The following is a 23,146-nucleotide window of genomic DNA, read 5'->3' as shown; positions in this document are numbered from 1 at the left end:
TCCTCGCGGGCGAAAATAGTGTGCAGCAACTCCAACTCCAGCCGAGGGAGTGTTCCAAATCGTGGATGCCGCCGGCCATATCCGGCACGCAAGTGCTGCGGAAATATGGTAGAGTTGAGCTGGTTGTTGATTTCGTCTGCGGACGACCTGAAGAACAGGCCTCGTCCACGAAAGGAGGAACATGTCCGTAATTCATAAAAGCATGGCGGCGGGCCTGATCACGTTGACGTTGACCACCACTCCGCTCATTGCAAATCCGGCAATGGCCAACTCTCCTGATGCCTTCTGGGGCGGAATCGCGGCCGGCCCAATTGGGGGCGTCGTGCTGTCGCAGGGCCTGCGTCCCTATCCGTACACCTATGGTTATCCCGACGGATACGGCTATCCCTATGCCTACGGTTATCGCTATGGCGCCGCCTACTATCGCTATCCCTACAGGTCCTACTATCCGGCCTATCGGCCCTATCCGGTCTACAGATCCCAATACCGCCCCTATTACTATCAGCCCTACCGTCGCTGCCATGTCGAATGGCGACGCAACGGCTGGGGAACGGCCTACAGAGTGAGTGTCTGCCCCTATTGAGGGATCAGGCTCGGCAGCCGGGCGCGGCCGAAAGAGCGGCGCAAAGGAAGGCTTTCTCTGGCGGTGCCCTTGACTTTCCAGGCGAACTAGACCAAATGCAGGCCAGCTTTCACCTTCCGGCCGCCGCGTGAGCGGCCCCTGCCAGCAAATAGGATGCAGGAAGAAGGACAAAAGCGCATTTCGTACAGGCCGCATCCCAAGACGCGGCAGAAGCGCTGGAAAGCTTTTTCCAACAAGACAAGTTCCCACTTCACGCGGGGTTCTTGACGCCAGAATAACACCGGGCCGCACTCCGCGTTCCGGCGATTTTGTTTTGGCGCGCCCTAAAAAGGTTATGACTTGACCAATTTTGAATCGCTTGGTGTTTCCAAGCCGATCGTCGCCACACTTTTCCAGCTCGGCATCGAAACGCCGACCCCCATCCAGGAAAAGGCGATCCCGCTTCTTCTCGAAGGCCGCGACCTTATCGGCCTCGCCCAGACAGGCACCGGCAAGACCGCCGCCTTCGGCCTGCCCATCATCGAAAAGCTCCTGAAGGACGAAAAGCGTCCTGACAACCGCACCACTCGGACGCTGATCCTCGCCCCTACCCGCGAACTGGTGAACCAGATCGCCGTCAGCCTGAAGAACTTCCTCCGCAAGTCGCATCTTCGTATCAACGTGGTCGTCGGCGGCGTGTCGATCAACAAGCAGCAGCTGCAGCTTGAAAAGGGCACCGACATCCTCGTCGCCACGCCCGGACGCCTGCTTGACCTCGTCAACCGCCGCGCCATCGGCCTGACCGCCGTGCGCTACCTCGTTCTCGACGAAGCCGACCAGATGCTCGATCTCGGCTTCGTGCACGACCTGCGCAAGATCGCCAAGATGGTTCCGAAGAAGCGTCAAACGATGCTTTTCTCCGCAACCATGCCGAAGTCGATCGCTGATCTCGCCGGCGAATACCTCGTCGATCCGATCAAGGTCGAAGTGACGCCTCCGGGCAAGGCTGCCGACAAGGTCGAGCAGTACGTGCACTTCGTCAACGGCAAGAACGACAAGACGGACCTCCTGAAGAAGTCGCTCACCGAAAACCCCGATGGCCGCGCCATGGTCTTCCTACGCACCAAGCATGGTGCCGAGAAGCTGATGAAGCACCTCGAGCATATCGGCTACTCGGTTGCGTCGATCCACGGCAACAAGAGCCAGGGCCAGCGCGAACGTGCTCTCAAGGCCTTCCGTGACGGCGACATCAAGACGCTGATCGCCACCGATGTTGCCGCCCGCGGCATCGACGTCCCGGCCGTCAGCCACGTCTACAACTACGACCTGCCCGAGGTTCCCGACGCCTACGTTCACCGCATCGGCCGTACGGCCCGCGCCGGCCGCGATGGGATCGCGATCGCTTTCTGCGCACCCGACGAAGCCCGCCTGCTGCGTGATATCGAGCGTCTGATGAACATCGACATCACCGTCGCAAGCGGCGAAGCGCCGGCCAACATGAACGCCTCTCCGCGCCGCGCCAACGGCAACCGTAACGGTGGTGGTCAGGGTCGTGGCGGCGAAGGCCGAGGCGAACAGAACCGCTCCGGCAACCGCCAGGAACGTCGCCCGCGTCGCGAAGGCGAAGGCGGCGAACACCGCGCCGGCAACGAGGAACGCGGCGAGCGTCGTCCGCGTCCCGAGCGCCAGTCTGCACGCAACGAGGACTTCCGCGGCCAGCGCCGTGGCGAGGCAGCACCTGCTGCCGGCCCGGACAACGATCTGGCCACGACGTCGGATTTCCGCCCGGCCCGCAAGCCGCAGCGCCCGCAGCCGCATGGCAACAACGCCAATTCCGGCGACGCAAACCGTCATCATCCCGGCGCCGGCGCACGCAACGCGCACGGCCGTCCGGCCCGCAAACCCGGTGAAGACCGCGGTGCGCAGGCCAATGCCGGCGGCGAGCGCGGCGAACGTCGCGAAGGCAACGGCGGCAACCGCCGCGGCGGCCCTTCGCGCGGCGGCAACGGCGGCCAGCGTCGCGAACGCGCGTAGTCCTTTGGGATTGGAAACAACGGACGGCGGGAGAAATCCCGCCGTTTTTTATTGCGGCTGTTCCTGCAGCGCAGGAGCCATCTTGCGGTTCGTCAGGTAAACGCCGGCGACCACGACGATGGTTCCGATCACCAGAGGCATCGTCAGCGGCTCCCCGAAAGCAATGAACGACTCGATCGCCACGGCCGGCGGCATCAGATAGATCAGCGACGCCGCGCGCGACACCTGGCCGCGACGGATCAGGTAGAGCAGCAGCCCGACGCCGCCCATGGAGAGCCCGAAGACGGACCAGACGAGCGCCGCTATGGCGCGCGCCGATCCGTCGAAATGCATCTGCTCGAAAGACAGCATCAGCGGCACCGTCACGATCAGCGCTCCGACATATTGCAGGGTTGCGATCGCCGGAAGATTTCCGCTCTGCAGATGCTTCTTCTGATAGAGCGTTCCATAGGTGACCGAGCCCATGGCCACCAGATTGACCGCAAGCGGCACCATGGCATGGATCAGGTTTGCATTGGCTGGATCAAAAAGTTTCGGCGATATCGCGATCGCGATGCCGAAAAAGCCGAGAACGAGCCCCAGCTTCTGCGTCCCCTCCAGCCGCTCGCCCACCAGCAGCGGAGCGGCCATGGCCGTCAGGAGAGGCTGGAGCGCTGCGATGATGCCGGACACACCGGCCGGCACGCCGTTGGCGATTGCCCACCATAGCCCCGCAAGATAAAATCCGTGGAGAAAGAACCCGGAGTAGATCGCCCGCAGCACGACCGCCCTTTCCGGCCAGTTGACCCGCATGGCGATGCACAGTGCAAGGAATGCCAGCGCGGAGAGACCATAGCGGATGGCGAGGAACGTGAAGGGCTCCGAATGCATGGCCGCATATTTCGCGACCACCCAGCCCGTGGACCACAGCAGAACGAAGATGGCCGGGGCAAGACGATCGAGCGACATGGGCGGGCAACTCTCGGCAATAGGGGCAACTCTTGAGGCATACGCTGCGGCGCAGATAGCCGAGACGGGCGTCTCCCGTCAAAGGCGAACAGTTGATGCTTACGTCAAATTTCATTGATCCCCGGGAAGGACATGAGCGGCCGTCGCCCGAAATTGAATCGCGCCGCGGGCGGAAAATAGTCAGATGCTTACGTTTTAAGCTCGCAAAAACAATTGACGATGGAGGCAGATACGCCAGATCTCGGTAAGTGCCCAGTTTTTCGGCTATTTTGATGGAGCGAGGCGATTTTACGAATCTTCTCCTCCAACTGAGCATGGTTCTTGCATTGCTATTTGCGTTGTATTCAAATGAAGAAAAAAGGGGAGCCACACCTTTGGCATTTGATGAAATGATCACCGGGGACGAAAGTTCGCGAGAGCCATACGAGAAATACTTTGAGTGGTACAATAACCAAGATCGAGCGCATCTGATTGCCAAGTCCCGCGACGCGGAAAACATCTTCCGGAAAACCGGCATTACCTTTGCTGTGTACGGCCACGCCGATTCCTCCGAAAAGCTCATTCCCTTCGACATCATCCCCCGCATCATCTCAGGCCGCGAATGGCGCAAGCTTGCACAGGGTATCGAACAGCGGGTCATCGCCCTCAACGCCTTCCTCGACGATATCTACCACAAGCAGGAAATCATCCGCGCCGGCCGCATTCCGCGCGAACTGATCGAGCGCAATGATACGTTCCTGCCTGAAATGATCGGCTTCCGCCCGCCGGGCGGCGTCTACACCCATATCGTCGGCACCGACATCGTGCGCACCGGCGAAGATCAGTTCTACGTGCTTGAGGACAACGCCCGAACGCCATCCGGTGTCAGCTACATGCTGGAAAACCGGGAAACGATGATGCACATGTTCCCCGAACTGTTCCATGAGAACAAGGTTCGGCCAGTCGAGGACTACCCCTATCTGCTGCGCCAGAGCCTGGCATCGCTGGCACCTCCGGGCTGCACGGGCAAGCCGCGCGTCGCGGTCCTTACACCAGGCATCTACAACTCGGCCTATTACGAGCATTCGTTCCTTGCCGATACGATGGGCGTCGAGCTCGTCGAGGGCTCGGATCTGCGCGTGATCGACGGCAAGGTGAAGATGCGCACGACACGCGGCTACGAGGCGATCGACGTCCTCTACCGCCGTGTCGACGACGATTTCCTCGATCCCCTGACCTTCCGTCCGGATTCGGCCCTCGGCATCCCCGGCATCATGGACGTCTACCGTTCCGGAAACATCACCATTGCCAACGCGCCGGGCACCGGCATCTGCGACGACAAGGCGATCTACTCCTACATGCCCGAGATCGTCGAGTTCTATACCGGGCGCAAGGCGATTTTGGAAAACGTGCCGACCTGGCGCTGTTCGGAGGATTCCAGCCTGAAATACGTGCTGGAACACCTCGAGGAGTTGGTCGTCAAGGAAGTCCACGGCTCCGGCGGCTACGGCATGCTGGTCGGCCCGACAGCCTCCAGGCGGGAACGCGCCGAGTTCGCCGAAAAGCTCAAGGCACGACCCAACAACTATATCGCCCAGCCGACGCTCTCCCTCTCCACCGTTCCGATCCTTGTGAACAAGGGCATCGCGCCACGCCACGTGGACCTTCGCCCCTATGTTCTGGTCTCCGACAAGGTTCAGATCATTCCGGGCGGCCTGACGCGAGTGGCACTGAAGCAAGGCTCGCTCGTGGTCAATTCCAGCCAGGGCGGCGGCACAAAAGATACCTGGGTATTGGAGGACTGATGCTCGGAAGAACTGCAAACGGGCTCTATTGGATGTTCCGTTACATCGAGCGCGCCGAAAACATCGCGCGCCTCATCGATGCCGGACTGCGCATGTCGCTGACCAGAAGCGGATCAGGCGACGACAACTGGGACGGCGTGCTGCAAAGCGCCGGCGTTCGCGAAGCCTATGACGAAGGTCACGGCAAGCTGACCAGCGCCGACGCGATCGACTATCTGCTGCGCGATCGCTCGAACCCTTCAAGCGTCATGTCCTGCGTCGACTACGGGCGCAACAATGCCCGCATGGTGCGCACGGCGCTGACGCGAGAAACCTGGGAAGCGACAAACGAGTTCTGGATCGAACTCAAGGCTCTGCTGTCCAGGCGGCTGAAACCCGCCGAGATGCCGGAAGCCATCGACGCCATCAAGCACCGTGCGGGGCTGATCCGCGGCGCGCTGCACGGTTCCATGCTGCGCAACGAGCTCTACAATTTCGCCCGCATCGGTACATTCATCGAACGGGCGGACAACACCAGCCGCATTCTCGACGTGAAGTACTATGTCCTGCTGCCGGCCGTCTCTGCCGTCGGGACGTCGATCGACAATGTCCAGTGGGAATCGATCCTGCGCTCCGTTTCCGCCCACCGCTCGTACAGCTGGGCCTACGACGGCGAATACCGCGCCATGAACATCGCCCACTTCCTGATCCTCAATGGCCAGATGCCGCGTTCGCTCGCCTACTGCTACGAAAAGATCGTCGGCGAACTCGGCTATCTCGCCAAGGATTACGGCCAGCGGCTGCCGGCCCACGACACGGCCGACACCATCCGCAAGACGCTGCAGACCAGCGCCATCAAGGACATCATGGATCAGGGCTTGCACGAATTCCTCGAGGATTTCGTCACACGCAACAACCAGCTCGGCATGGAAATTTCCGACGGTTACCGGTTCTACGTATAGGCGGGTCACGAATGAGACTGAAGATTAGCCACGTCACAGAATACCGCTACGACGAGCCGGCTGCATTTTCGCTGCAACGGCTGCGGCTGACACCACCGACCGTGGCCGGCCAGTCGACCCTCGACTGGTCGCTGCATGTCGAGGGCGCCAAACCCGAGGTCGAGTACGACGATCAGTTCGGCAACCACGTCAACCTCGTCTCGCTGCAGGGCGAACAGAAGGTGACGCGGATCGTTGCGGAGGGCGAAGTCGAGACGGAAGATCGCAACGGGGTCATCGGCCCGCACACCGGCTTTTGTCCCCTGTGGCTCTTCTTGCGCGATACGCCGAGAACGAAGCCCGGCAAGCTTACCAGGGAATTGATCAAGGGCGTCAACGGCGACAACGACCTTGCGAGGATGCACGCGCTGATGGCTGCCATCCACGAGACGGTGGACTATCGCCCGGGCACCAGCGACGCCGACACGACGGCAGAGCAGGCGCTGGAGAAGAAGAGCGGCGTCTGCCAGGACCACGCGCATGTCTTCGTCGCGGCCGCGAGAGCATTGCAGATACCGGCCCGCTACATCTCCGGTTATCTGATGATGGACGAAAAGATCGAGCAGGCAGCCACCCATGCATGGGCTGAAGCGCATATTCCCGGGCTCGGCTGGGTCGGCTTCGATCCTGCCAACAAGATCTGCCCGGACGAGCGCTACGTGCGCATCGCCACGGGGCTCTGCTACAAGGACGCCGCCCCGGTGTCCGGCATGCGAATAGGCACTCCGGGCGAAAAGCTCTCCGTGGTCGTCAAGGTCGAAGACCAGGGGCAAATGCAGAGCCAGACTCAGAGCTGAACTGCGCCTGCGTGGGCGTGGCGTCGTTGACGGCGATCTCATCGGTGACGACATCGAACTGCGCTAGCGTCGCCGGGCCGAAAGCCGTCGAAAGAGCAACGTCGGTGGCATCGCGGCCGGTCGCCATCAGGATGCGCCCGATGCGAGGTGCATTGTGCCGCGCATCCACCGTATGCCAATGGCCGCCGAGATAGACCTCGAACCAGGCGCTGAAATCCATCGGCGCCGGATCCTTGGGCACCCCGATATCGCCGAGATAGCCGGTGCAATAGCGCGCCGGTATGTTCATGCAGCGGCAAAGCGTGATCGCCAGATGCGCGAAGTCGCGGCAGACGCCCGTCCTGTCCGTATAGCCGCCATATGCGGTTCGCAGGAGATCGGCGTTCATGTAGTCGAACCTGATATGGCCGTGGACGAAATCGGCTATCGCCTGAACGCGAGGCCAACCCTGCTGCGTATTCGAGAAGTTGGCCCAGGCGAAATCAGCCAGCCGGTCGGTGTCGCAATAGCGACTACCGAGCAAAAACACGAGCACATCGTCGGGCAGGTCCTTGATCTCGTGCTGCGCGGCATTCACCGGCACCACGTCAGGCTGGCCGGTATCATAGATATCGAACTCCGTCGAAATCGTCGTCAATCCCGCCGGCGCCACGATGCGGACGCAKGAATTGCCGAAATTGTCCGTGTAGCCCCACGCATCGATCGGCTGATTGAACGAAATCACCTGCTCGGTCAGCAGATCGCCTCGCCGCGAAGGATGAATGTTCAGGACCAGGAGCATCGGCGTTGGCTGCACGCATTGATAGCCTATCGTGAAACCAGCGTGGATCTTCATGGTGTTTCCTTTGCAGAGTTACGCCGGCCAATCGGCATGCTATCAGGGAACGTCAGGAGAGCCGATGAGTTCCACGCCGATGAGCGCTTGGCAAACAACTCATGGCTCGGTGGTCACGTTGACCTGGACTACCATGTCGTCGAAATCATCGGCATTTCCGTCATAGCTGCCCCAGAGGGGAATTGCCTGGCGCGGGTCGCGCGCAACGCCAACGCGGATCAGGTCGCGATTGCCGACGATCCCGTTCGTCGGATCGAATTCGACCCAGCCGGCACCCGGGAGATAGATCTGGCACCACGCATGCGTGGAGCCGCCGCCAAGTGTCGTTGTACCATCGCGATCCGGCACGTAGATATAGCCGGTGACGAAACGGGCGGCAAAGCCGAGTGAACGGGCGGCCTCCATCATCAGCAGAGCGAAGTCGCGGCATGTGCCCTGCCGTCGCTGCAGGGTCTGGATCGGCGTCTGCGTCCCCCGCTCGACGCGGCGGGCATAGACGAAACTCTGGCGGATCGCGAAGCAGAGCGTCATCAGGACGTGACCGGTCCGGCCAGTGGCGCCGGCACCGATGAATTGGTGCGCCCACTGCGCAACCTCGCCATTGGGATCGTCATAGTAGCGGGCGATGGTGCAGGTGAGGTCGGGCTTCTCCTCCTCGTCGTATGAGAAAGGGTAGGTCAGTGCCTCGCTGTCCATTTCGAAATCGATCGGAACCTGCGGCGTATGATCGAGACGGATATTGGTTTCGAACCGCAATCGATCTGAAGGCCCATCCATATCCACCAGGGCAATGCAATTGCCGAAGACGTCGTGGATCCAGCGCACCTGATGAGGTTCCGGCTCGATCGTCATCGTCGCATCGAGAAGGCGTTGATCGAAACTGTCGCGCGGCCGAAACAACACGCGATGCTGGCCGAAGGCCACCGGTCGTTTGTACGAATAGTGAGTGATATGCCTGACGGAATAAACGGTCATGGTGCCCTCGTCCGTCGTGGTCTGAAAATAGCCGTCACCGCCAGTCTAGAGCAATTGCAGCAAAAGTGCGCAGCAGTTCTGCGCCCGGAACTGCGTAGAAACAGAAAGATAGAGCCTTTTCGCGATTCGCGGAAAAGCGGAAACTCTAGTCGAATTCCGGCACTTGCCCCGACTGAAACAGGATGACCGAAGGTCCCTGCTCCCCGATGGCGACATTTGCCTCGCGGCACCACACGACCACGCCCGCATAATCGTTGACCAGCGTCTGGGCGACATAGACGGCCGTGTCCTCCCCCTTCATCCGCCGCGGCTCGAACGCCGGTACCAGCCTGCCATTGTCGTCGCGATTGAAGGCGCTGAGCACAATCAGTTTTCTAATTCCAGGCATGGCGGCACCCTCCTGCCGCCATAACGGCTGCGCGCCCGGATTCGTTCCGGAAGAACTGCCCTGCGGGCAGAGAAAAGGCGCAGCTCTCGCCCTGCTTCGGTGCCGCTGACGACGCTAAAGTGACGTTTGCAAAAGCGTTTGGCTGTCCTAGCTTACCCCTGAGGGCACAATCCCCTCCCTCATGTTCGCCCTTGTGGCGGAAGCTGGGGCGTGGTCCGGTCGGACCGATCTGGACAAGCTGATGCCCTTCGGGTGTATTGGAAGCCGGAAGAAGTACCAGCCGCGTTGCCTTCCTGACATCGAGCGAGGCGGAACTCACATGTGGTTCCCTCGTAAAGATCACGGGGGCGCAAGCAGTCGCATAGGGGGTGCCAATGGAGATCGATCCGACGCGGATGACAATCGGGTTCGTCGGGACGGGAACGATTACCGAGGCCGTCGTCACCGGGCTGGGCAAGACGGGGTTTCGCGACACCCCGATCGTGCTGTCGCCTCGTAGCCAAACCGTCGCCGCCCGCCTCGCAGCGGCCAACCAGAACGTGTCGATCGCTTCGGGCAACCAGGATGTCCTCGACCGATCCGATCTCGTATTCGTGGCTGTGAGGCCGCAGATTGCCGAGGAGGTCGTCCGCACGCTCCGATTTCGGCCGAGCCATCACGTCATCAGCTTTGTCGCAGCCACGCCACTCGATCAACTACGGGCGTGGATCGATCAACCTGTTCGGTTGAGCCAGGCAATTCCGCTTCCGTTCGTCGCCGATCTCCAGGGCGCGACCGCGATCCACCCGCCCGACGAGGTTTCAAATGCCGTCTTCTCGGCGCTCGGAACGGCGGTCCAAGTTGAAAGCGAACGTGAGTTCGATCTCCTCGCGGCGGCGAGCTCCATGATGGGCACCTATTTCGGCATCCTAGGCGCGGCCTCGACCTGGCTGGAGAGCCAGGGTCTTCCGAGTGCCGCTGGCGACGCCTACCTCCGTCAGTTGTTTTCTGGCCTTGACCATGCTGCCCGTTCAAGACCCGTCACGAGCTTCGACGAACTCGTCGGCGAGCATTCGACCAAGGGCGGGTTGAACGAACAGGTACTCGAGGACTTCCGCAGTTTCGGCGGGACCGCGGCGCTGCAAAAAGCTCTCGGTCGAGTTCTAAGGCGCATTCGTCCTGTGGAAAGCAAACTCTCTTGATGTCAGCCACCTACCGGATCATATTCGCTTGGAGCCGGCATCACTCAATCGGGACGTCAGCGGGAGGTGTCTAAACGACGCTGGATATCTTCGACCGACAGGTCTGCTTCCTCCGCTGTTACCAATATTGTGCCCGACCGTCGCGAGATCGCGAAAGGCAGACCGGCAAAATGCGCCCCCGGGACGCTCGCGAACCCGTTCTCGTGCACTGGTTGACCGTGTGCATCGAGTACATTGGGAACGGGCATCCACCCGAAATCCCCTCTGAACCCGGTGCACCAGATCACCGTCGTGATCCCCCGCGCGGCGAGATCAATTGATAGGACTGGTGGATTCGGCAGAACCGCGTCGATCACCTCCGCTGGGTCCGGCTCAGCCCCGGGGGCATCGATCCCTTTGCGCGCGGTGTATTCGTCGATCTGGCGTCGAAGTCTAGCAGAGCCCTCGTCTGCATGGCGAATATGCTCTTCTGCATCGTCGCTGAACGAGAGGCGGCCATCGGCGACGCCTGTTAGCCGCCCAGCAGACAACGCCTTGCGCACTGAGGGACTGCAAGCTGATCGTATGGAGCGCTCCTGTCAGCGGTCTTCCGGGGATGGGCCCCTGTTGAAGAATTTCCCTGCGCTTCACATCCCGCTCCTTCGCCACGTCAGGTGCACGCAGCCCGGGCCACTATCCCGTCCACCGAGACGGCTACGACGGGGGCTTTGTGGTAGGCGACTTGACCGGAGGTGATTTGACGGCAGGTGATTTGACGGCAGACGGTTTGGCCGGCTGTGTCTGTTTGGCGGGGGCTAACCCCGGCTTCAGATGGTTCACAAGCGCGGCCAGGTCCTTGAACTGCGCGAGTTCGTCGAGGATCGACTTTGCAGGCGGGAATTCGAATATATCCCCGTCGTTCAGGCGCTTCCTTCCCTGGACCGGTTCGGCCTTGACGTTCTTCCCGGCCACATGGATCGTTGCCCATCCGTTTTGGTCGCTAGGCTCTACATCGTGGTTGTTCCCTGAGGGGACGTTGCCAAGCGGAAACCGAACACCGGACTGCACGTCTGTGATCACCACATTGGTCAAGGCTTCCGTGAAATGAATAGTCACTGTGATAGACATGACGTTTTTCCTCCGCTGACGAAACGCTAATCGCGGCCGAGACGACCGTCACGGTGCGCCAGAGATGCCGTGATCGCATAGGACGACGGCGATCTCTTGCCCGGCAGGTTCGCATCGAGGATCACCGTCTTGACGTCGCCGTAATTCAGGACGATCTCGAGCAACTCCTCCGATGAACGGACGCGCCACATTTGATACGGCACCGCCACGCCTACTGGAAGATCGTCGAAGCCGCACCCGACGGCCGGCTCGGCGCTGGAGCCTTTGACAATGAAAACCCTCTTGGTGTCCATGCGGTAGCAATGGCCCTCGAAAGCGTAGCCATAGCCCAGTACGATCGAATACCGGGCCTCGGTTTGTGCCACGCCCGATCTGTAGAGCTGCATCTGCAGCGCGGCGTTTCCGTTCTCGCCTGCGTCGAACTCGCCGTAGTCCGTGCCGGTATTCAGCTTGACGCCGTATAGGATTACCGTGTCCGAAAAGTATGTCCCGACCCTATCGGGTGCTGGTACGCTTACATCGACCATTTTCAGCCTCCTTTACCAGAGTATCTGCCTCCACCTGATGCAGTCTTCGATCTGCCGGACGTACGGGCGCGCGCGCCCTTCGTAGCCCGCGTCCAGAAACGCTTCCGCTGCCGCCTGGAATGTCAGGCTGTCGGGATCGAGACGTCGCCACGACCTGACCACAGCTTCTCCGACGATATCCCTTGCTTCCTCAAGCGCGGCCTTGCTTGCGAAATGACGAAGCTCGTAGTCCGGCTTCGGACCGCGCAGGCCGTCTTCGATCAACTCGGGAGCCAACTGTTGGCGCAAGCTGCCGAAGCGGCGCGGGTCGAGATCGGTAACTCCCCTGTCGAAGAGGATGGTCTGGTAGATTTCGACGAGGCCGTCGAACATCGCCGCCGCGAAGGGCTTYGACCTGTCGTGCACGTCGTCACCGACGTCCGCGACTTTGAGCGAATTGTTAAACGACCTGAGCTGCTTTTCGTCGCTGAGTTCGGCGAAGCGATCGAGTTCGTTGTGGATCAAGAGGTTGCCGCCCGTGCGGCGCAGGAGCCGGTCGACGGCCGTATCGAAATGGAGAAGGCCGAGGAGCGATATGAAATCTGCGACCGCCTCGTGATAGGCGAAGAAGTCCGTCCCCCGCCCGTCGCCATATGGAATGCCGAGTTCGCTCAACAGAACGAGATGGCCCACCTCATGCGCGACGGCATCGAAGTTCAGCGCGAAACTCGAAGTAGGCGTCGGCTGGTCGCTTTCGCCTAGTTCCAGAAAGCCGAAACCCGACTGCGCGTTCTCCCAGTCGGATATGCGCGGCACGATCTCCAGACGCTGGTAAGTCGGCTCGAAGAACCACGTGATGCGCCGGCCAATATATCCCTCGCAGATATCCAGGACGCGGCGCGTGCAGGCGTAACTGTGAGCCGAAAGGAAGGCGGGCGAGCCGGGGAGGATGTGGTCGAAGTGCCCATCGGGTCCCGGTTCGACGGGAGGGCGCAGTAACCCCCGGTAGGGCGGAAGATACGGAAGGCGATAGGGCCGCTTGGGTTCGACCGGATAGGCAACGTACATGCGACTGTCGGAGGGTCCTGCCACGATAGGGCCCGCAGAGTTGCCGATCCACACAACCTCCGGCTTTTCGTATCCGCGAATGAAAGGGGGCTGGGGGAAAACGAGAAAGCGGGTCCCGACGGGCGGTCCGGAGACCACCGCATTCACCCTATCTCCCGGATTTGCGATGGCATCCAAGGCTGCCCCCAATCGCCCGTAATCCCCCTAACCGGGCCAGGCAACACTATACTATCAATGAGGGCCATTACTCAAGATTTTATCCATAAAATTGTAGTATTCCATGTCGTAGGCGAAAGCCTCGGTTAGTTCAAAGTTCGTCGGTCGCGGAATTTTCTCTTGACCAAATCTTCTCGACGACAGGAACGCTAGAAGACCGATAGCATCGGTTCTTTTCTGCCGGCGCATCCCGTCGGCGAGCCAGCGATCAAGACTTGCGAGTTCCTGTCCGGCGATACCCTGTTCGGCTGCCACGGAAAGGAGCTTTCGAAAACTCCTTTCCGTGTAGTGCATGGAGCGTGCCAGTTCCTCGAGCTTCACTCGAAGTTGCCGTCCGACAACGCCTGCGCGTTCTGCCTTTTTCAGTGTGAGCCTGATGTCGATCATGGCGTCCCCCATGGAAAAGGACCCGAATTCCGCGGGGGCCATCGCAACCGCGACGTCTGCGTCGTCGGCGAGAGCGGTTCGGCGGTACCACCTGAAGACCATGCCGTAGCCGGCCATCCCGTAATCCCCCAGTTCCGCAGCCCTGAGCGCTCCCATGCTGGAGGCTCCGAAAACGTGCACGCCGCGCGACATGGCCCAGAGGATTTCCTTGTGCCGTACCGCTGGCGACTGGGCGAAGACGCCGTCGATGAGGACGATCGCCGACGGCGCATGCTCGGACACCGCCCGGACGATATCTCCGTTGCCCGCCGGAGTGAGATACAAAGCGTCGAGGTGCCGCCGGGCCTCCGCGACGCTCAGGGTAGGCCCCAGGAAGACGACGATATCAGCTCCCATTCTGGAACTCCGGATCGGTTTCGAGCGGCGGCGTCACGACCCTCACCACATGGAGCGGGATGGCTTCGTCGGAAAAGAGCAGCACGACGATCGCGGCCATCGCTCCGGCGCGCCGCAGTGCATGCAACGGAGCGAGCGGCAGGTCGGCATTTGCGATATCCGGCGCGGGGTATGCAAATCCGGCGACTGCGAGCTCCCGCCGCCACGCCGCCAGCTCGCCTGCGTCCTGATAACGGTAGATGTGGCCTGCAACGTCCTCGCGTGCGGCCGAAATGACCCCGAGCCGGGACTGACACGCTTCCAGCAGTGCCTTGGCGAGCGCACGGTCGTGGGTCCGGTCGCAGCCGAAGCCTTCGGCCGGCCATGGAGCCAGAGGAGCCTCCCCGGCGCTCTCCATGACCTGACACCAGTAGACGGGGAGGCCGTGTTCGGTCGGGATCGACCATATCCCGACGGAGCAGCCCGCCGAAACCAGCCGCCCGGCGATCTCGCCAGCGGCTCCCCCGCGAACGGATCGGATGTCAAGCCGATAACGGTCGAAGAAATGGGGTATCCGCAACGCCGCACAACGCGCGTGCCTTTCCAGCAATTCGAAGCAGGCATGCTCGATCGCGCCCCGCCAACTGGTGCCGGCCGCGAGACCGGCGGTGTTGCGCGGCAGCCAGCGGGGATGCGGGGAGGGTACGATATAGGCGGTGTCCACCATGGCAAGCGGGACATGGACCGGACTCGACGAGAAAAGGTTCCAGCCTTCGATCCAGTCCAGCGTGTCGTCGGGGTCACCTTTGGCGGACAGGTGGGACCAGTAACCTTCGCGGTTCATGGCCCGAAGACCCGCCCGCTCCACCCGTTCCCCGGAAATTCGCTCGGACGCCCATCCCTCCAGCGATTCCATGAGCGCCGAAATCGCGGCTTGTCCGAAGGTGAGGCCCTTGCCCTGATTGACGCTCACCGATCGCGACAACGGTCTCACAGCCTGGGCTACCGGTATGCCGATGCGGTCAAGTTCGGTAATCGAACCCAGCCGGGTGATGCCGAATTCCCTCCTCCTCGCAAGAATCCGGCGGACGGTCTCCAGCGGATCGCGAGAGGGCGCAACGGGTGCCGCCAAGATGCTCTCGAGTATAGCTCCGTGCAGCACGCCCGCCCTCCGTGCATTTCCTCAAGCCAGGATTTTCAAGTCGCGTTTGGCTCTTTTCGAAAGCCATGCCGCTCCCTGGGAGTCGGCGATCCGGATCGCCCGCCCGAGATCGCTTTTGACACGGGCGGACTTGTCTCCAAGTCCCTGTCTCACGTTTGCCCTTCGGCGGTACAATTCCGCCAGCCAGAACCACTGGCCGCTCTTGCGGCCGAGGAGGATCGCGTTCTCGATGACGGAAAGGGCCTCAAGGGGCCTTTCCGTCCGTTGCAGAACCTCGGAATGCATGTCGGCGTGTATGGACAGGTTGTCGTCGGTCCCCGATCGCTGCTGAAGGGTTAGCGCTTCTTGAAAACGGTTTGCTCCGCTTTCTGTCGAGGAGACCATCAACTCGGCCCAGCCGCAGTACATGTTGGCGCGGGCCTGGCTTGCGACCAGTCCATGCTCCTCCGCCAGCGAGAGCATTTGCTCACCGAGGGCGCGCACGTCCTCGTACTTGCCCTGGCAACGTCTGAGGACGATGGCGTAGTAGAGCGCGTGTACGAGGCTGCCCGCGTGATCAGTCGCCACGGCATGTTCCAGGGACTGGCCGATCGCTGTTTCGCTCGAGTCGGCCCGATCGACGATGAGATAGGACAGCGCACTCTCGCCGAGCCCGCACACCTTCGCGTCATGGCCGCCGAAGAACGCTCGATGCGTGACCGCCCTGTCGGCATCGTACAATTCCAGGCCCCTGGCGACGCAGTCGAGGCAAAAGCCGTGCTCGCCGGCGTGGAAGCTGGTAGCCCAAGCGCAGTGGTATGATTGCAGTCTCGTCTCCGGATCGCTGACCGTCCTCATGTCGTCGACCAGGATGCGGGCGCGTGATTGTTGGGACCTGACATCAGGCGCTGTAAACCACCATCCCCAATAGGTGGGGAAATGAAACTGTCTCGTCTCCGTCCCGCGCCGCCTCACGAGCTGCATTGCCCGCGAATATATCCTGCGCGCCCTCTCAGAACCTTCGCCCTCCAATGCCGTCGCCACCACTCCCTGGAGTTGGAACATGCTCAGGATGAGGTCGCCGCGCCCCGGGTGCCGACGTGACAAGGAGGCGATTTCCGTGGAGCAGAGGTCGAGCGAGAGCGCGGCTTCCTTCATTGCGGATCGCAGCACGCATGCTTCAGCCGCCATCAACGCAAACTTCGCGGCATCGCCGTGCCTGCCGGCCTCCGCACATTGCCAGGCAGCGATCTCGGCGGGCAAGGGAGGCACGCTTTGCTCGACCAATAGTTTGGCGATGCGCATGTGAATTCTTCGCCGATCGCTTTTCAACAAGCTGCTGTAGGCCGCCTCCTGGAGGAGCACGTGACGGAACTGGTACGTGTCTGCCTGATTGGAAGAAGGTTCGATGATGCCGTGGGTGGCCAGCAGCTCCAAATGGCTGCCGAGTTCGTCGCGATCCGCCTTCTCCAGGAGATTGCCGAGCATCCCGACGGTGAATTGCCTTCCGACGACGCTCGCAAACTGCGCCACACGGCGCGCCGCCCCGGCCGCCGCCAGCCTCGATGCCAGCAGGTCGTTCAACGACGACACTCCCCCTTCGAGGAGGAGCCCCTGCCATTCCGATGCAGGTTGACCGGACCTGTGCCTGGCTCGGAAGAAATGGGCGAGTTCTTCGGCATAGAGGGGCAAGCCGTCGGATTGCTCCAGTATGAAATCAGACAGACCGGCGGGAGGCGATCCTTCCCACATCGAGGTAACCAGTTCGCGGATCGCCATCGACGGAAGGCCAGCGAGCGCCAGACGTGACGCGACCGCTTCCGCGCGATCGACGCGAGATGTCTGAATGACGAGCATCGGCAGTCTGGCGGCAAGCGCGCATAGGCTGTCCAGCAGTTCCACAGTCATCTCGTCGGCCCAGTGGACATCCTCGAAGACGATCAGGATCGGACCCGAAGCCGCTCCGGAGCAAAGCAGGCGGGCGGCCGCATTGATCACCTTGGCGCGGAAAGCCCGCCCTGTCAGATCGGTTACTCGAATGTTTCCCGCAGTCGCGCCGGATGGCTCGGTGGTGAAGGCGGCGATGATCTCCGCTGCATACGCGTCGACTTCGATCCCGGCGGCCTGGAGCGCTTCCCGAAGCGCGGTACCGTCGCCGCCTTTCAAAACGCGGGCGTCGATTACGGCTTCCAGAAAGCCGATGAACGGATGAAATGGGTGACCTTCAAACCGTCTGTTGCACTGGAACGCCAATCCTCCGCCGTCGATACTCCGGCGAAGTTCCGAGATGAGCCGGGATTTTCCGATGCCCGCCTCGCCGATGATGGCGAACGAACTCCCCTTTCCATCCCGCGCGGAATTCCATGCCTCTACCAGGACCGCCAGTTCGGCGTCCCGACCCATCATCGCCCGGCCGACATTGCGCGGTGGAGGAACCGGGCCGGCCGCGGGCTTCTTTGCTTCCGGCCGCCAAAGCGTGACCGGCGTAGCGAAACCCTTGAGTTCGGCTTCGGCGATGCGGCTGTAGTCGAATTTGCCTTGGGTGAGCTCGTAGGTCGCATCCGCGACCAGCACCGAGTTCGGTTCCGCCTCAGCCTGTAGCCGAGAAGCCAGTATCGGTGCCGTACCCACGATTTCGTCACTCTCCGACGCAAGCACGACTAGACCCGTTGCTATCCCGATGCGAAGCCTGAACGCCTCTCCTGTCTTGCGTGTCCGCGGCGTGGCCAACCGGATCAGTTCAAGCGCAGCATCGACGGCACTCTCGGCCGCATCCTCAGACTGCTCGGGATACCCGAAGAAACAGCACCCCCCATCGCCCAGCCGTTTGTGAAGGAACCCCCCACGCTTGCCCACGATCGCCTCGGCGGTTTGATGCAGGGCAGCGACGGACCGGGAGAACTGCTCCGGGCCGCTCCGAACCAGAATCTCCGTGGAACCGACGATATCGTAGAACAGGGCGGTAACCTGCCGCCGCTCGCCTGCAAGCCGTAATCGCGCGTCGAGGCCATTCATCGTGCTTGTCCCCAAATCGGCACACCAGCCAACCACAACTCCGGTGGCTTGCGCAAGCGTTTCGTCAGGCAATCCTAAAATGCAACTGTCGGCGGAAGCGCATTCGTTCGCCGACGAGAGGTTTTTCGCCGCGATGCGCACTTGACTGCCGGGCGCAGGGATCGCGGACGCTCACGCAGTGGAGGGCGAATGGCCCGCCCCTCCGTGATCCGGCGTCGTGACCGCTCCCGGCCGTAAACGACCGGGCTTCCCGTCCATGGCGCGGCTCCAATCACGCCGCGTCATGAGGCGGCAGTTAGACGAGGTCGAAACGGAATTCGTTCATTACCTTTGTCCAGGCGACGACAAAATCGTTGACGAATTTCTCTTGCGCGTCGGACTGACCGTAGACCTCCAAAAGGGCTCTAAGCTGAGCGTTCGATCCGAACACGAGGTCGACACGCGTTGCTGTCCACTTGAGTTCTCCCGACTTACGGTCGCGACCTTCGTAGGTGTTATTCGAGTCCGTCACCCGAGAACGCGCAAGATCAGCCGTGACGGCTATTATGGAGGACAAGGACCTCTGGCACTTACCCTGAGTAGCGGCCAAGTCCTGGCGCTTCTGCATCATGGCGCGTATCGGCCCCAAGCGGTTCCCCGGCACAATGGCTTGAAAGCGGAGGTCGGGTGCAAATCCAGCGTCGGCGTTTGGAACGCCTTGCGTTGTTTCAGATAGCTTGAAGTCATCCAGACTCAGTTTATTTCCACCATCGTTCGGGGACTTCATGCTCATCCATCTGAACGGCTTGCCGGGTGTCGGCAAGCTGACAATCGCGAGGAACTTACATCCGCTACTCGGCGGCCATTTGCTCGATAATCACGCAGTCTACAATCCCGCCTTTAGTCTCTGTGAATTTCGTTCTCCTGCATTTTACGAGATGGTCCGATCTATCCGAAATGTAGCGTATGAATATGCTGCTGCGATTCCAGCGCACATCCCGCTGCTGTTGACGAACTGCATCAAAAATACCACTTGGGGAAACGAGAACTGGGAACCATTGGTTGATTTTCCGTTAGGCGGCGCTGCCCTTTTCTTGCGGTGACAATTCACTGTGGTCGCGACGAACACCGGGAGCGGTTGAGTAATGGACAGAGGCTGTATCTGCGAAAGCTAACAAACTGGGACGACCTTCCCAACGATGGACGAGTTCGTCTCGAACATAGAGCCTCGCAGGTACTCCATCTCGAAGCCCAGTCGCAATGATCTGGCCCAAGCCAAACCCCGGCCGGTAGAATTTGATCTACTCTTTCGGATATGACGATTGGCAGCGCGGTTTCTCCTGTCGAAACTCCGAAAATTACACTAAATTTTGACTGGACTTCAATGTCCGGTGTTGGCGCACCGGAAGCGGCGAACGACAGCCCTCGGCCGAGAAGCTGTCTATCCTGGAATTTGCCGGTCCAATCTCGGAGATCTGCGCAAAAAACCGAAAGTGGCCTCTGCCAGCAGCAAAAAGGCGGAGCTCTCGCCCCGCCTTTCATAGACGCCCGAACTTCCTGAACGCTTGTGCGGCGCCTCAGTGGCTGTCGCGGTTCAACGGAATGTCCGAGCCGCGCGGGCCGACCAGGAAGTCGAGATCGGCGCCGGCATCGGCCTGCATCACGGTGTTGATGTAGAGCTTGCCGTAGCCGCCGGAGATCGGCATGTGTGGCTTGACCCATGCTGCGCGCCGCTTCGCCAGTTCCTCGTCGGAGACCTGGAGCTGGATCGTACGCGCGGGAACATCGACCGAGATCATGTCGCCGTTCTGCACGAGCGCCAGCGGCCCGCCTTCGGCGGCCTCCGGTGCGGTGTGCAGGATGACGGTACCGTAGGCGGTGCCGGACATGCGCGCATCCGAGATGCGGATCATGTCCTTGACGCCTTTCTTCAGCACCTTGGGCGGAAGACCCATGTTGCCGACTTCGGCCATGCCGGGGTATCCCTTCGGGCCGCAATACTTCAGCACCATGATGCAGGTCTCGTCGATGTCGAGATCGTCCTTGTTGATGCGCGCATGGTAGTCTTCGATGCTTTCGAAGACGACGGCGCGGCCGGTGTGCTGCATCAGATGCGGAGAGGCTGCGGAAGGCTTGAGAACCGCACCCTTCGGAGCGAGGTTGCCGCGCAGAACCGCAATGCCACCCGATTGCGTCAGCGCCTTCTCGCGCGGAACGATGACGTCGTCATTGTAGTTGACGACATCCTTGACGCCGTTCCAGATGCTGTCGCCGGTGACGGTGATAGCGTCCCTGTGCAGCAGGCCCATTTCGCCGACCGCCTTGATGACGACCGGAAGACCGCCCGCATAGTAGAACTCTTCCATCAGGTGCTTGCCCGATGGCTGCAGGTTGACGATCGTCGGCACGTCGCGGCCGAGGCGATCCCAATCGTCGAGCGACAGGTCCACGCCGATGCGGCCGGCAAGCGCCAGGAGATGCAGGACTGCATTCGTCGAACCGCCGACCGCGCCATTGACGCGGATGGCATTCTCGAAGGCTTCCTTGGTCAGGATATCGGAAGGCTTGAGGTCTTCCTTGACCATGTCGACGATGCGGCGGCCGGAGAGCTGCGAAATCACGCGACGGCGTGCGTCGACAGCCGGAATGGCAGCGTTGCCGGGAAGCGTCATGCCCAGCGCTTCGGCCATCGACGCCATGGTCGAGGCCGTGCCCATGGTCATACAGCTGCCGGCCGAGCGGGCCATGCCCTGCTCCGCATCCATGAACTCGTCGAGCGACATTTCGCCTGACTTGACCATTTCCGAAAACTGCCAGATGGCCGTGCCCGAACCGACGTCCTTGCCGCGCCACTTCCCGTTTAGCATGGGGCCGCCGGACACGAGTATGACAGGGATATCGACGGACGCCGCGCCCATCAAAAGGCTCGGCGTGGTCTTGTCGCAGCCGCCGAGCAGCACGACGCCATCGACCGGATTGCCGCGGATCGCCTCTTCGACGTCCATGGCCGCCAGGTTGCGGAACATCATCGCGGTCGGGCGCAGCGTGCTTTCACCGACCGAAAAGACTGGGAACTCGACAGGGAAGCCGCCGGCCTCGTAGACGCCGCGCTTGACGCGCTCGGCGAGGTCTCGCAGATGCGCGTTGCACGGCGTCAGCTCCGACCAGGTATTACAGATGCCGATGATCGGACGACCGTCGAACGTATCGGCCGGAAGGCCCTGGTTCTTCATCCAGGAGCGATGCATGATCGCATTTTTGCCGGTGCCGCCGAACCAATCGTACGAACGCAGCCTGCGTGGCCATTCAGCTTTCTTTTTCATTGTTCTTTGCCTTTTGAGTGACCCCGAGCCGCCCTCGTGACGGCTCGGATCGTCAGACGGTCGTTACGCCAGCGTATAGGCGGTCTTGACGGTCGTGTAGAACTCGGCAGCGTACTTGCCCTGCTCGCGCGGACCGTAGGACGAGCCCTTGCGGCCGCCGAAAGGAACATGGAAGTCGACGCCTGCGGTCGGCAGGTTGACCATGACCATTCCGGCTTCGGCATTGCGCTTGAAGTGCGTGGCGTGCTTCAGGCTGGTCGTCGCGATGCCGGAGGACAGGCCGAACGGCGTGTCGTTGGCGGTCGCCAATGCCTCTTCGTAGTCCTTGACCCGGATGACGGAGACGACAGGTCCGAAGATCTCCTCGCGCGAGATCCGCATCTGGTTGGTCGCCTCGGTAAACAGCGTCGGCTGCAGATAGAAGCCGGGCGTGTCGCGCGTAATGAGCTCGCCGCCGAAGGCGAGCTTGGCGCCTTCCTTTTTGCCGATTTCGATGTAGTCGGTGTCGGTCTTCAGCTGGCGCTCGTCGACCACGGGGCCGACATGCGTTCCGGGCTTCATAGCGTGGTCGACGACGATGGTCTTGAGCTTCTCCGTCAGCGCCGCGACGAACTTGTCGTGGATGCCCTCGGTGACGATCAGGCGCGACGACGCCGTGCAGCGCTGGCCGGTCGAGAAGAAGCCGGAGTTGGCGGCCGCTTCAACGGCGACGTTGAGGTCGGCATCATCGAGAACCACCATCGGGTTCTTGCCGCCCATTTCGAGCTGGAACTTGCGGTTATGCTCGAGCGAGGAAACTGCAACGCGTTTGCCGGTGCCGGTGGAGCCTGTGAAGGTGATGCCGGCGATGTCAGCGCTGTCGAGCATGGCCTGGCCGACGACCGAGCCCTTGCCCATGACGAGGTTGAGCACGCCCTTCGGCAGACCGGCGCGATGCAGGATATCGACGATCGCCCAGGAGCAGGCCGGAACGAGTTCCGCCGGCTTGAAGACGATGGTGTTGCCGTAGCACAGCGCCGGCGCGATCTTCCAGGCGGGGATGGCGATCGGGAAGTTCCATGGCGTGATGATGCCGATGACGCCGAGCGGGTCGCGGGTGATCTCGACGCCGACGTTCGGACGGACCGACGGGATGACTTCGCCCGCAAGGCGTAGCGCTTCGCCTGCGAAGAATTCGAAGATCTGCGCGGCGCGGATGGTTTCGCCAATCGCTTCCGGCAGGGTCTTGCCCTCTTCGCGCGCCAAAAGCGCGCCGAGCTCGTCCTTGCGGGCCATGATCTCGTCGCCGGCCTTCTTCAGGATGACGTGGCGTTCCCAGATGCCGGAGCGCGACCATGCCGGAAAAGCGGCCTTTGCGGCGGCAATCGCGTTCCTCGTGTCTTCGGCCGAACCGTCAGCGTAGAGACCGACGACTTCGTTGGTATCGGACGGATTGATGTTCTTCGTCGCGTTGGTGCCGATCCATTCGCCGGCGATCAGATTCTGATAAATGGTCATGGGCTGGACGAGCCTCCTTTACCGTTTACGAAAGAATGGCCCGGTCGC

Annotated in this window: 20 protein-coding genes and 1 pseudogene; 7 read left to right on the top strand and 14 right to left on the bottom strand. The window is 61.4% G+C overall.

Annotated features, from left to right (window positions below; genetic code table 11):
- Nucleotides 1-181 precede the first annotated feature (181 nt).
- Together AC1DMK_RS18120 and AC1DMK_RS18115 are read left to right on the top strand one after the other, a co-directional pair.
- The gene (locus tag AC1DMK_RS18120; protein ID WP_477860848.1) at nucleotides 182-583 is read left to right on the top strand and encodes a hypothetical protein; all 402 of its coding nucleotides are present in this window, start codon (nucleotides 182-184) and stop codon (nucleotides 581-583) included.
- A gap of 339 nt (nucleotides 584-922) precedes the next feature.
- On the top strand, nucleotides 923-2,596 hold the full coding sequence (locus AC1DMK_RS18115) for a DEAD/DEAH box helicase (protein ID WP_477860846.1): 1,674 nt from the start codon (nucleotides 923-925) through the stop codon (nucleotides 2,594-2,596).
- A 48-nt stretch (nucleotides 2,597-2,644) separates the two neighbouring features.
- On the opposite strand, the gene AC1DMK_RS18110 is transcribed toward AC1DMK_RS18115, so the two are convergent.
- Entirely contained in the window at nucleotides 2,645-3,544 is a 900-nt protein-coding gene (locus AC1DMK_RS18110; protein WP_477860844.1) for a DMT family transporter, read from the bottom strand.
- A gap of 374 nt (nucleotides 3,545-3,918) precedes the next feature.
- Here AC1DMK_RS18110 and AC1DMK_RS18105 point away from each other — a divergent pair, with 374 nt between their 5' ends.
- The 3 genes from AC1DMK_RS18105 to AC1DMK_RS18095 are packed head-to-tail and all read left to right on the top strand — an operon-like array spanning nucleotide 3,919 to nucleotide 7,105.
- The gene (locus AC1DMK_RS18105; protein WP_037058923.1) at nucleotides 3,919-5,328 is read left to right on the top strand and encodes a circularly permuted type 2 ATP-grasp protein; all 1,410 of its coding nucleotides are present in this window, start codon (nucleotides 3,919-3,921) and stop codon (nucleotides 5,326-5,328) included.
- Complete coding sequence (locus tag AC1DMK_RS18100) at nucleotides 5,328-6,269, top strand: alpha-E domain-containing protein (protein WP_477860842.1); 942 nt, start codon at nucleotides 5,328-5,330, stop codon at nucleotides 6,267-6,269. The genes AC1DMK_RS18105 and AC1DMK_RS18100 overlap by 1 nt, the downstream gene beginning before the upstream one ends.
- Nucleotides 6,270-6,280: 11 nt before the next feature.
- A complete protein-coding gene (locus AC1DMK_RS18095) occupies nucleotides 6,281-7,105 on the top strand; it encodes a transglutaminase family protein (protein ID WP_477860840.1) in 825 nt (274 codons plus the stop codon).
- On the opposite strand, the gene AC1DMK_RS18090 is transcribed toward AC1DMK_RS18095, so the two are convergent.
- From AC1DMK_RS18090 to AC1DMK_RS18080, 3 genes are all read right to left on the bottom strand, one after another.
- On the bottom strand, nucleotides 7,059-7,940 hold the full coding sequence (locus AC1DMK_RS18090) for a transglutaminase-like domain-containing protein (protein ID WP_477860838.1): 882 nt from the start codon (nucleotides 7,938-7,940) through the stop codon (nucleotides 7,059-7,061). The two genes, AC1DMK_RS18095 and AC1DMK_RS18090, sit on opposite strands and share 47 nt — an antisense overlap.
- Before the next feature lie 99 nt (nucleotides 7,941-8,039).
- Nucleotides 8,040-8,915, bottom strand: coding sequence for a transglutaminase family protein (locus AC1DMK_RS18085; protein ID WP_477860836.1), 876 nt, complete (start codon nucleotides 8,913-8,915; stop codon nucleotides 8,040-8,042).
- Between the two features lie 145 nt (nucleotides 8,916-9,060).
- On the bottom strand, nucleotides 9,061-9,303 hold the full coding sequence (locus tag AC1DMK_RS18080; protein WP_037058818.1) for a hypothetical protein: 243 nt from the start codon (nucleotides 9,301-9,303) through the stop codon (nucleotides 9,061-9,063).
- Between the two features lie 374 nt (nucleotides 9,304-9,677).
- Here AC1DMK_RS18080 and AC1DMK_RS18075 point away from each other — a divergent pair, with 374 nt between their 5' ends.
- Entirely contained in the window at nucleotides 9,678-10,484 is an 807-nt protein-coding gene (locus AC1DMK_RS18075) for a pyrroline-5-carboxylate reductase (protein ID WP_477860834.1), read from the top strand.
- A gap of 56 nt (nucleotides 10,485-10,540) precedes the next feature.
- Here AC1DMK_RS18075 and AC1DMK_RS18070 read toward each other — a convergent pair whose 3' ends face one another.
- The 8 genes and pseudogenes from AC1DMK_RS18070 to AC1DMK_RS18035 form a co-directional block, all read right to left on the bottom strand.
- Nucleotides 10,541-11,026, bottom strand: coding sequence for an NAD(P)/FAD-dependent oxidoreductase (locus tag AC1DMK_RS18070; protein WP_477860832.1), 486 nt, complete (start codon nucleotides 11,024-11,026; stop codon nucleotides 10,541-10,543).
- A 151-nt stretch (nucleotides 11,027-11,177) separates the two neighbouring features.
- Complete coding sequence (locus AC1DMK_RS18065; protein ID WP_477860830.1) at nucleotides 11,178-11,591, bottom strand: hypothetical protein; 414 nt, start codon at nucleotides 11,589-11,591, stop codon at nucleotides 11,178-11,180.
- A 26-nt stretch (nucleotides 11,592-11,617) separates the two neighbouring features.
- Complete coding sequence (locus AC1DMK_RS18060; RefSeq protein ID WP_477860828.1) at nucleotides 11,618-12,118, bottom strand: hypothetical protein; 501 nt, start codon at nucleotides 12,116-12,118, stop codon at nucleotides 11,618-11,620.
- Nucleotides 12,119-12,130: 12 nt separating this feature from the next.
- Nucleotides 12,131-13,354 carry a hypothetical protein gene (locus tag AC1DMK_RS18055; RefSeq protein ID WP_477860827.1) on the bottom strand — a complete coding sequence of 408 codons (1,224 nt, stop codon included), beginning with the start codon at nucleotides 13,352-13,354 and terminating at the stop codon, nucleotides 12,131-12,133.
- Between the two features lie 42 nt (nucleotides 13,355-13,396).
- A complete protein-coding gene (locus AC1DMK_RS18050) occupies nucleotides 13,397-14,164 on the bottom strand; it encodes a TfuA-like protein (RefSeq protein WP_477860825.1) in 768 nt (255 codons plus the stop codon).
- Nucleotides 14,154-15,305, bottom strand: a complete 1,152-nt coding sequence (locus tag AC1DMK_RS18045; protein ID WP_477860823.1) for a YcaO-like family protein — start codon at nucleotides 15,303-15,305, stop codon at nucleotides 14,154-14,156. Before AC1DMK_RS18045 ends, AC1DMK_RS18050 begins: the two co-directional genes overlap by 11 nt.
- Before the next feature lie 21 nt (nucleotides 15,306-15,326).
- A complete protein-coding gene (locus AC1DMK_RS18040; protein ID WP_477860821.1) occupies nucleotides 15,327-18,299 on the bottom strand; it encodes an ATP-binding protein in 2,973 nt (990 codons plus the stop codon).
- Between the two features lie 295 nt (nucleotides 18,300-18,594).
- Nucleotides 18,595-18,792: pseudogene (locus tag AC1DMK_RS18035) on the bottom strand (hypothetical protein); the annotation flags it as partial.
- 271 nt (nucleotides 18,793-19,063) lie between these two features.
- Between AC1DMK_RS18035 and AC1DMK_RS18030 the strand changes: the two are divergent.
- Nucleotides 19,064-19,381: a hypothetical protein gene (locus AC1DMK_RS18030; RefSeq protein WP_477860819.1), complete on the top strand. Its 318-nt coding sequence runs from the start codon at nucleotides 19,064-19,066 to the stop codon at nucleotides 19,379-19,381.
- A gap of 474 nt (nucleotides 19,382-19,855) precedes the next feature.
- On the opposite strand, the gene araD is transcribed toward AC1DMK_RS18030, so the two are convergent.
- Together araD and AC1DMK_RS18020 are read right to left on the bottom strand one after the other, a co-directional pair.
- On the bottom strand, nucleotides 19,856-21,601 hold the full coding sequence (araD, locus tag AC1DMK_RS18025; protein WP_477860818.1) for an L-arabinonate dehydratase: 1,746 nt from the start codon (nucleotides 21,599-21,601) through the stop codon (nucleotides 19,856-19,858).
- A gap of 63 nt (nucleotides 21,602-21,664) precedes the next feature.
- Nucleotides 21,665-23,098, bottom strand: a complete 1,434-nt coding sequence (locus tag AC1DMK_RS18020) for an aldehyde dehydrogenase family protein (RefSeq protein WP_477860816.1) — start codon at nucleotides 23,096-23,098, stop codon at nucleotides 21,665-21,667.
- Nucleotides 23,099-23,146: the final 48 nt, after the last annotated feature.

The sequence above is a fragment of the Rhizobium sp. 05L419 genome (assembly GCF_056397845.1).
Note: the sequence above shows the minus strand (reverse complement) of the source record. Positions and strands in the feature narration are given on the sequence as shown.

Bases quoted from the DNA above. Each gene is read 5' to 3' on its own strand.
- AC1DMK_RS18120 (WP_477860848.1), top strand. From the start codon at position 182: ATGTCCGTAATTCATAAAAGCATGGCGGCGGGCCTGATCACGTTGACG.
- AC1DMK_RS18110 (WP_477860844.1), bottom strand. From the start codon at position 3,544: ATGTCGCTCGATCGTCTTGCCCCGGCCATCTTCGTTCTGCTGTGGTCC.
- AC1DMK_RS18100 (WP_477860842.1), top strand. From the start codon at position 5,328: ATGCTCGGAAGAACTGCAAACGGGCTCTATTGGATGTTCCGTTACATC.
- AC1DMK_RS18095 (WP_477860840.1), top strand. From the start codon at position 6,281: ATGAGACTGAAGATTAGCCACGTCACAGAATACCGCTACGACGAGCCG.
- AC1DMK_RS18085 (WP_477860836.1), bottom strand. From the start codon at position 8,915: ATGACCGTTTATTCCGTCAGGCATATCACTCACTATTCGTACAAACGA.
- AC1DMK_RS18080 (WP_037058818.1), bottom strand. From the start codon at position 9,303: ATGCCTGGAATTAGAAAACTGATTGTGCTCAGCGCCTTCAATCGCGAC.
- AC1DMK_RS18075 (WP_477860834.1), top strand. From the start codon at position 9,678: ATGGAGATCGATCCGACGCGGATGACAATCGGGTTCGTCGGGACGGGA.
- AC1DMK_RS18065 (WP_477860830.1), bottom strand. From the start codon at position 11,591: ATGTCTATCACAGTGACTATTCATTTCACGGAAGCCTTGACCAATGTG.
- AC1DMK_RS18060 (WP_477860828.1), bottom strand. From the start codon at position 12,118: ATGGTCGATGTAAGCGTACCAGCACCCGATAGGGTCGGGACATACTTT.
- AC1DMK_RS18050 (WP_477860825.1), bottom strand. From the start codon at position 14,164: ATGGGAGCTGATATCGTCGTCTTCCTGGGGCCTACCCTGAGCGTCGCG.
- AC1DMK_RS18040 (WP_477860821.1), bottom strand. From the start codon at position 18,299: ATGAATGGCCTCGACGCGCGATTACGGCTTGCAGGCGAGCGGCGGCAG.
- AC1DMK_RS18030 (WP_477860819.1), top strand. From the start codon at position 19,064: ATGCTCATCCATCTGAACGGCTTGCCGGGTGTCGGCAAGCTGACAATC.
- araD (WP_477860818.1), bottom strand. From the start codon at position 21,601: ATGAAAAAGAAAGCTGAATGGCCACGCAGGCTGCGTTCGTACGATTGG.
- AC1DMK_RS18020 (WP_477860816.1), bottom strand. From the start codon at position 23,098: ATGACCATTTATCAGAATCTGATCGCCGGCGAATGGATCGGCACCAAC.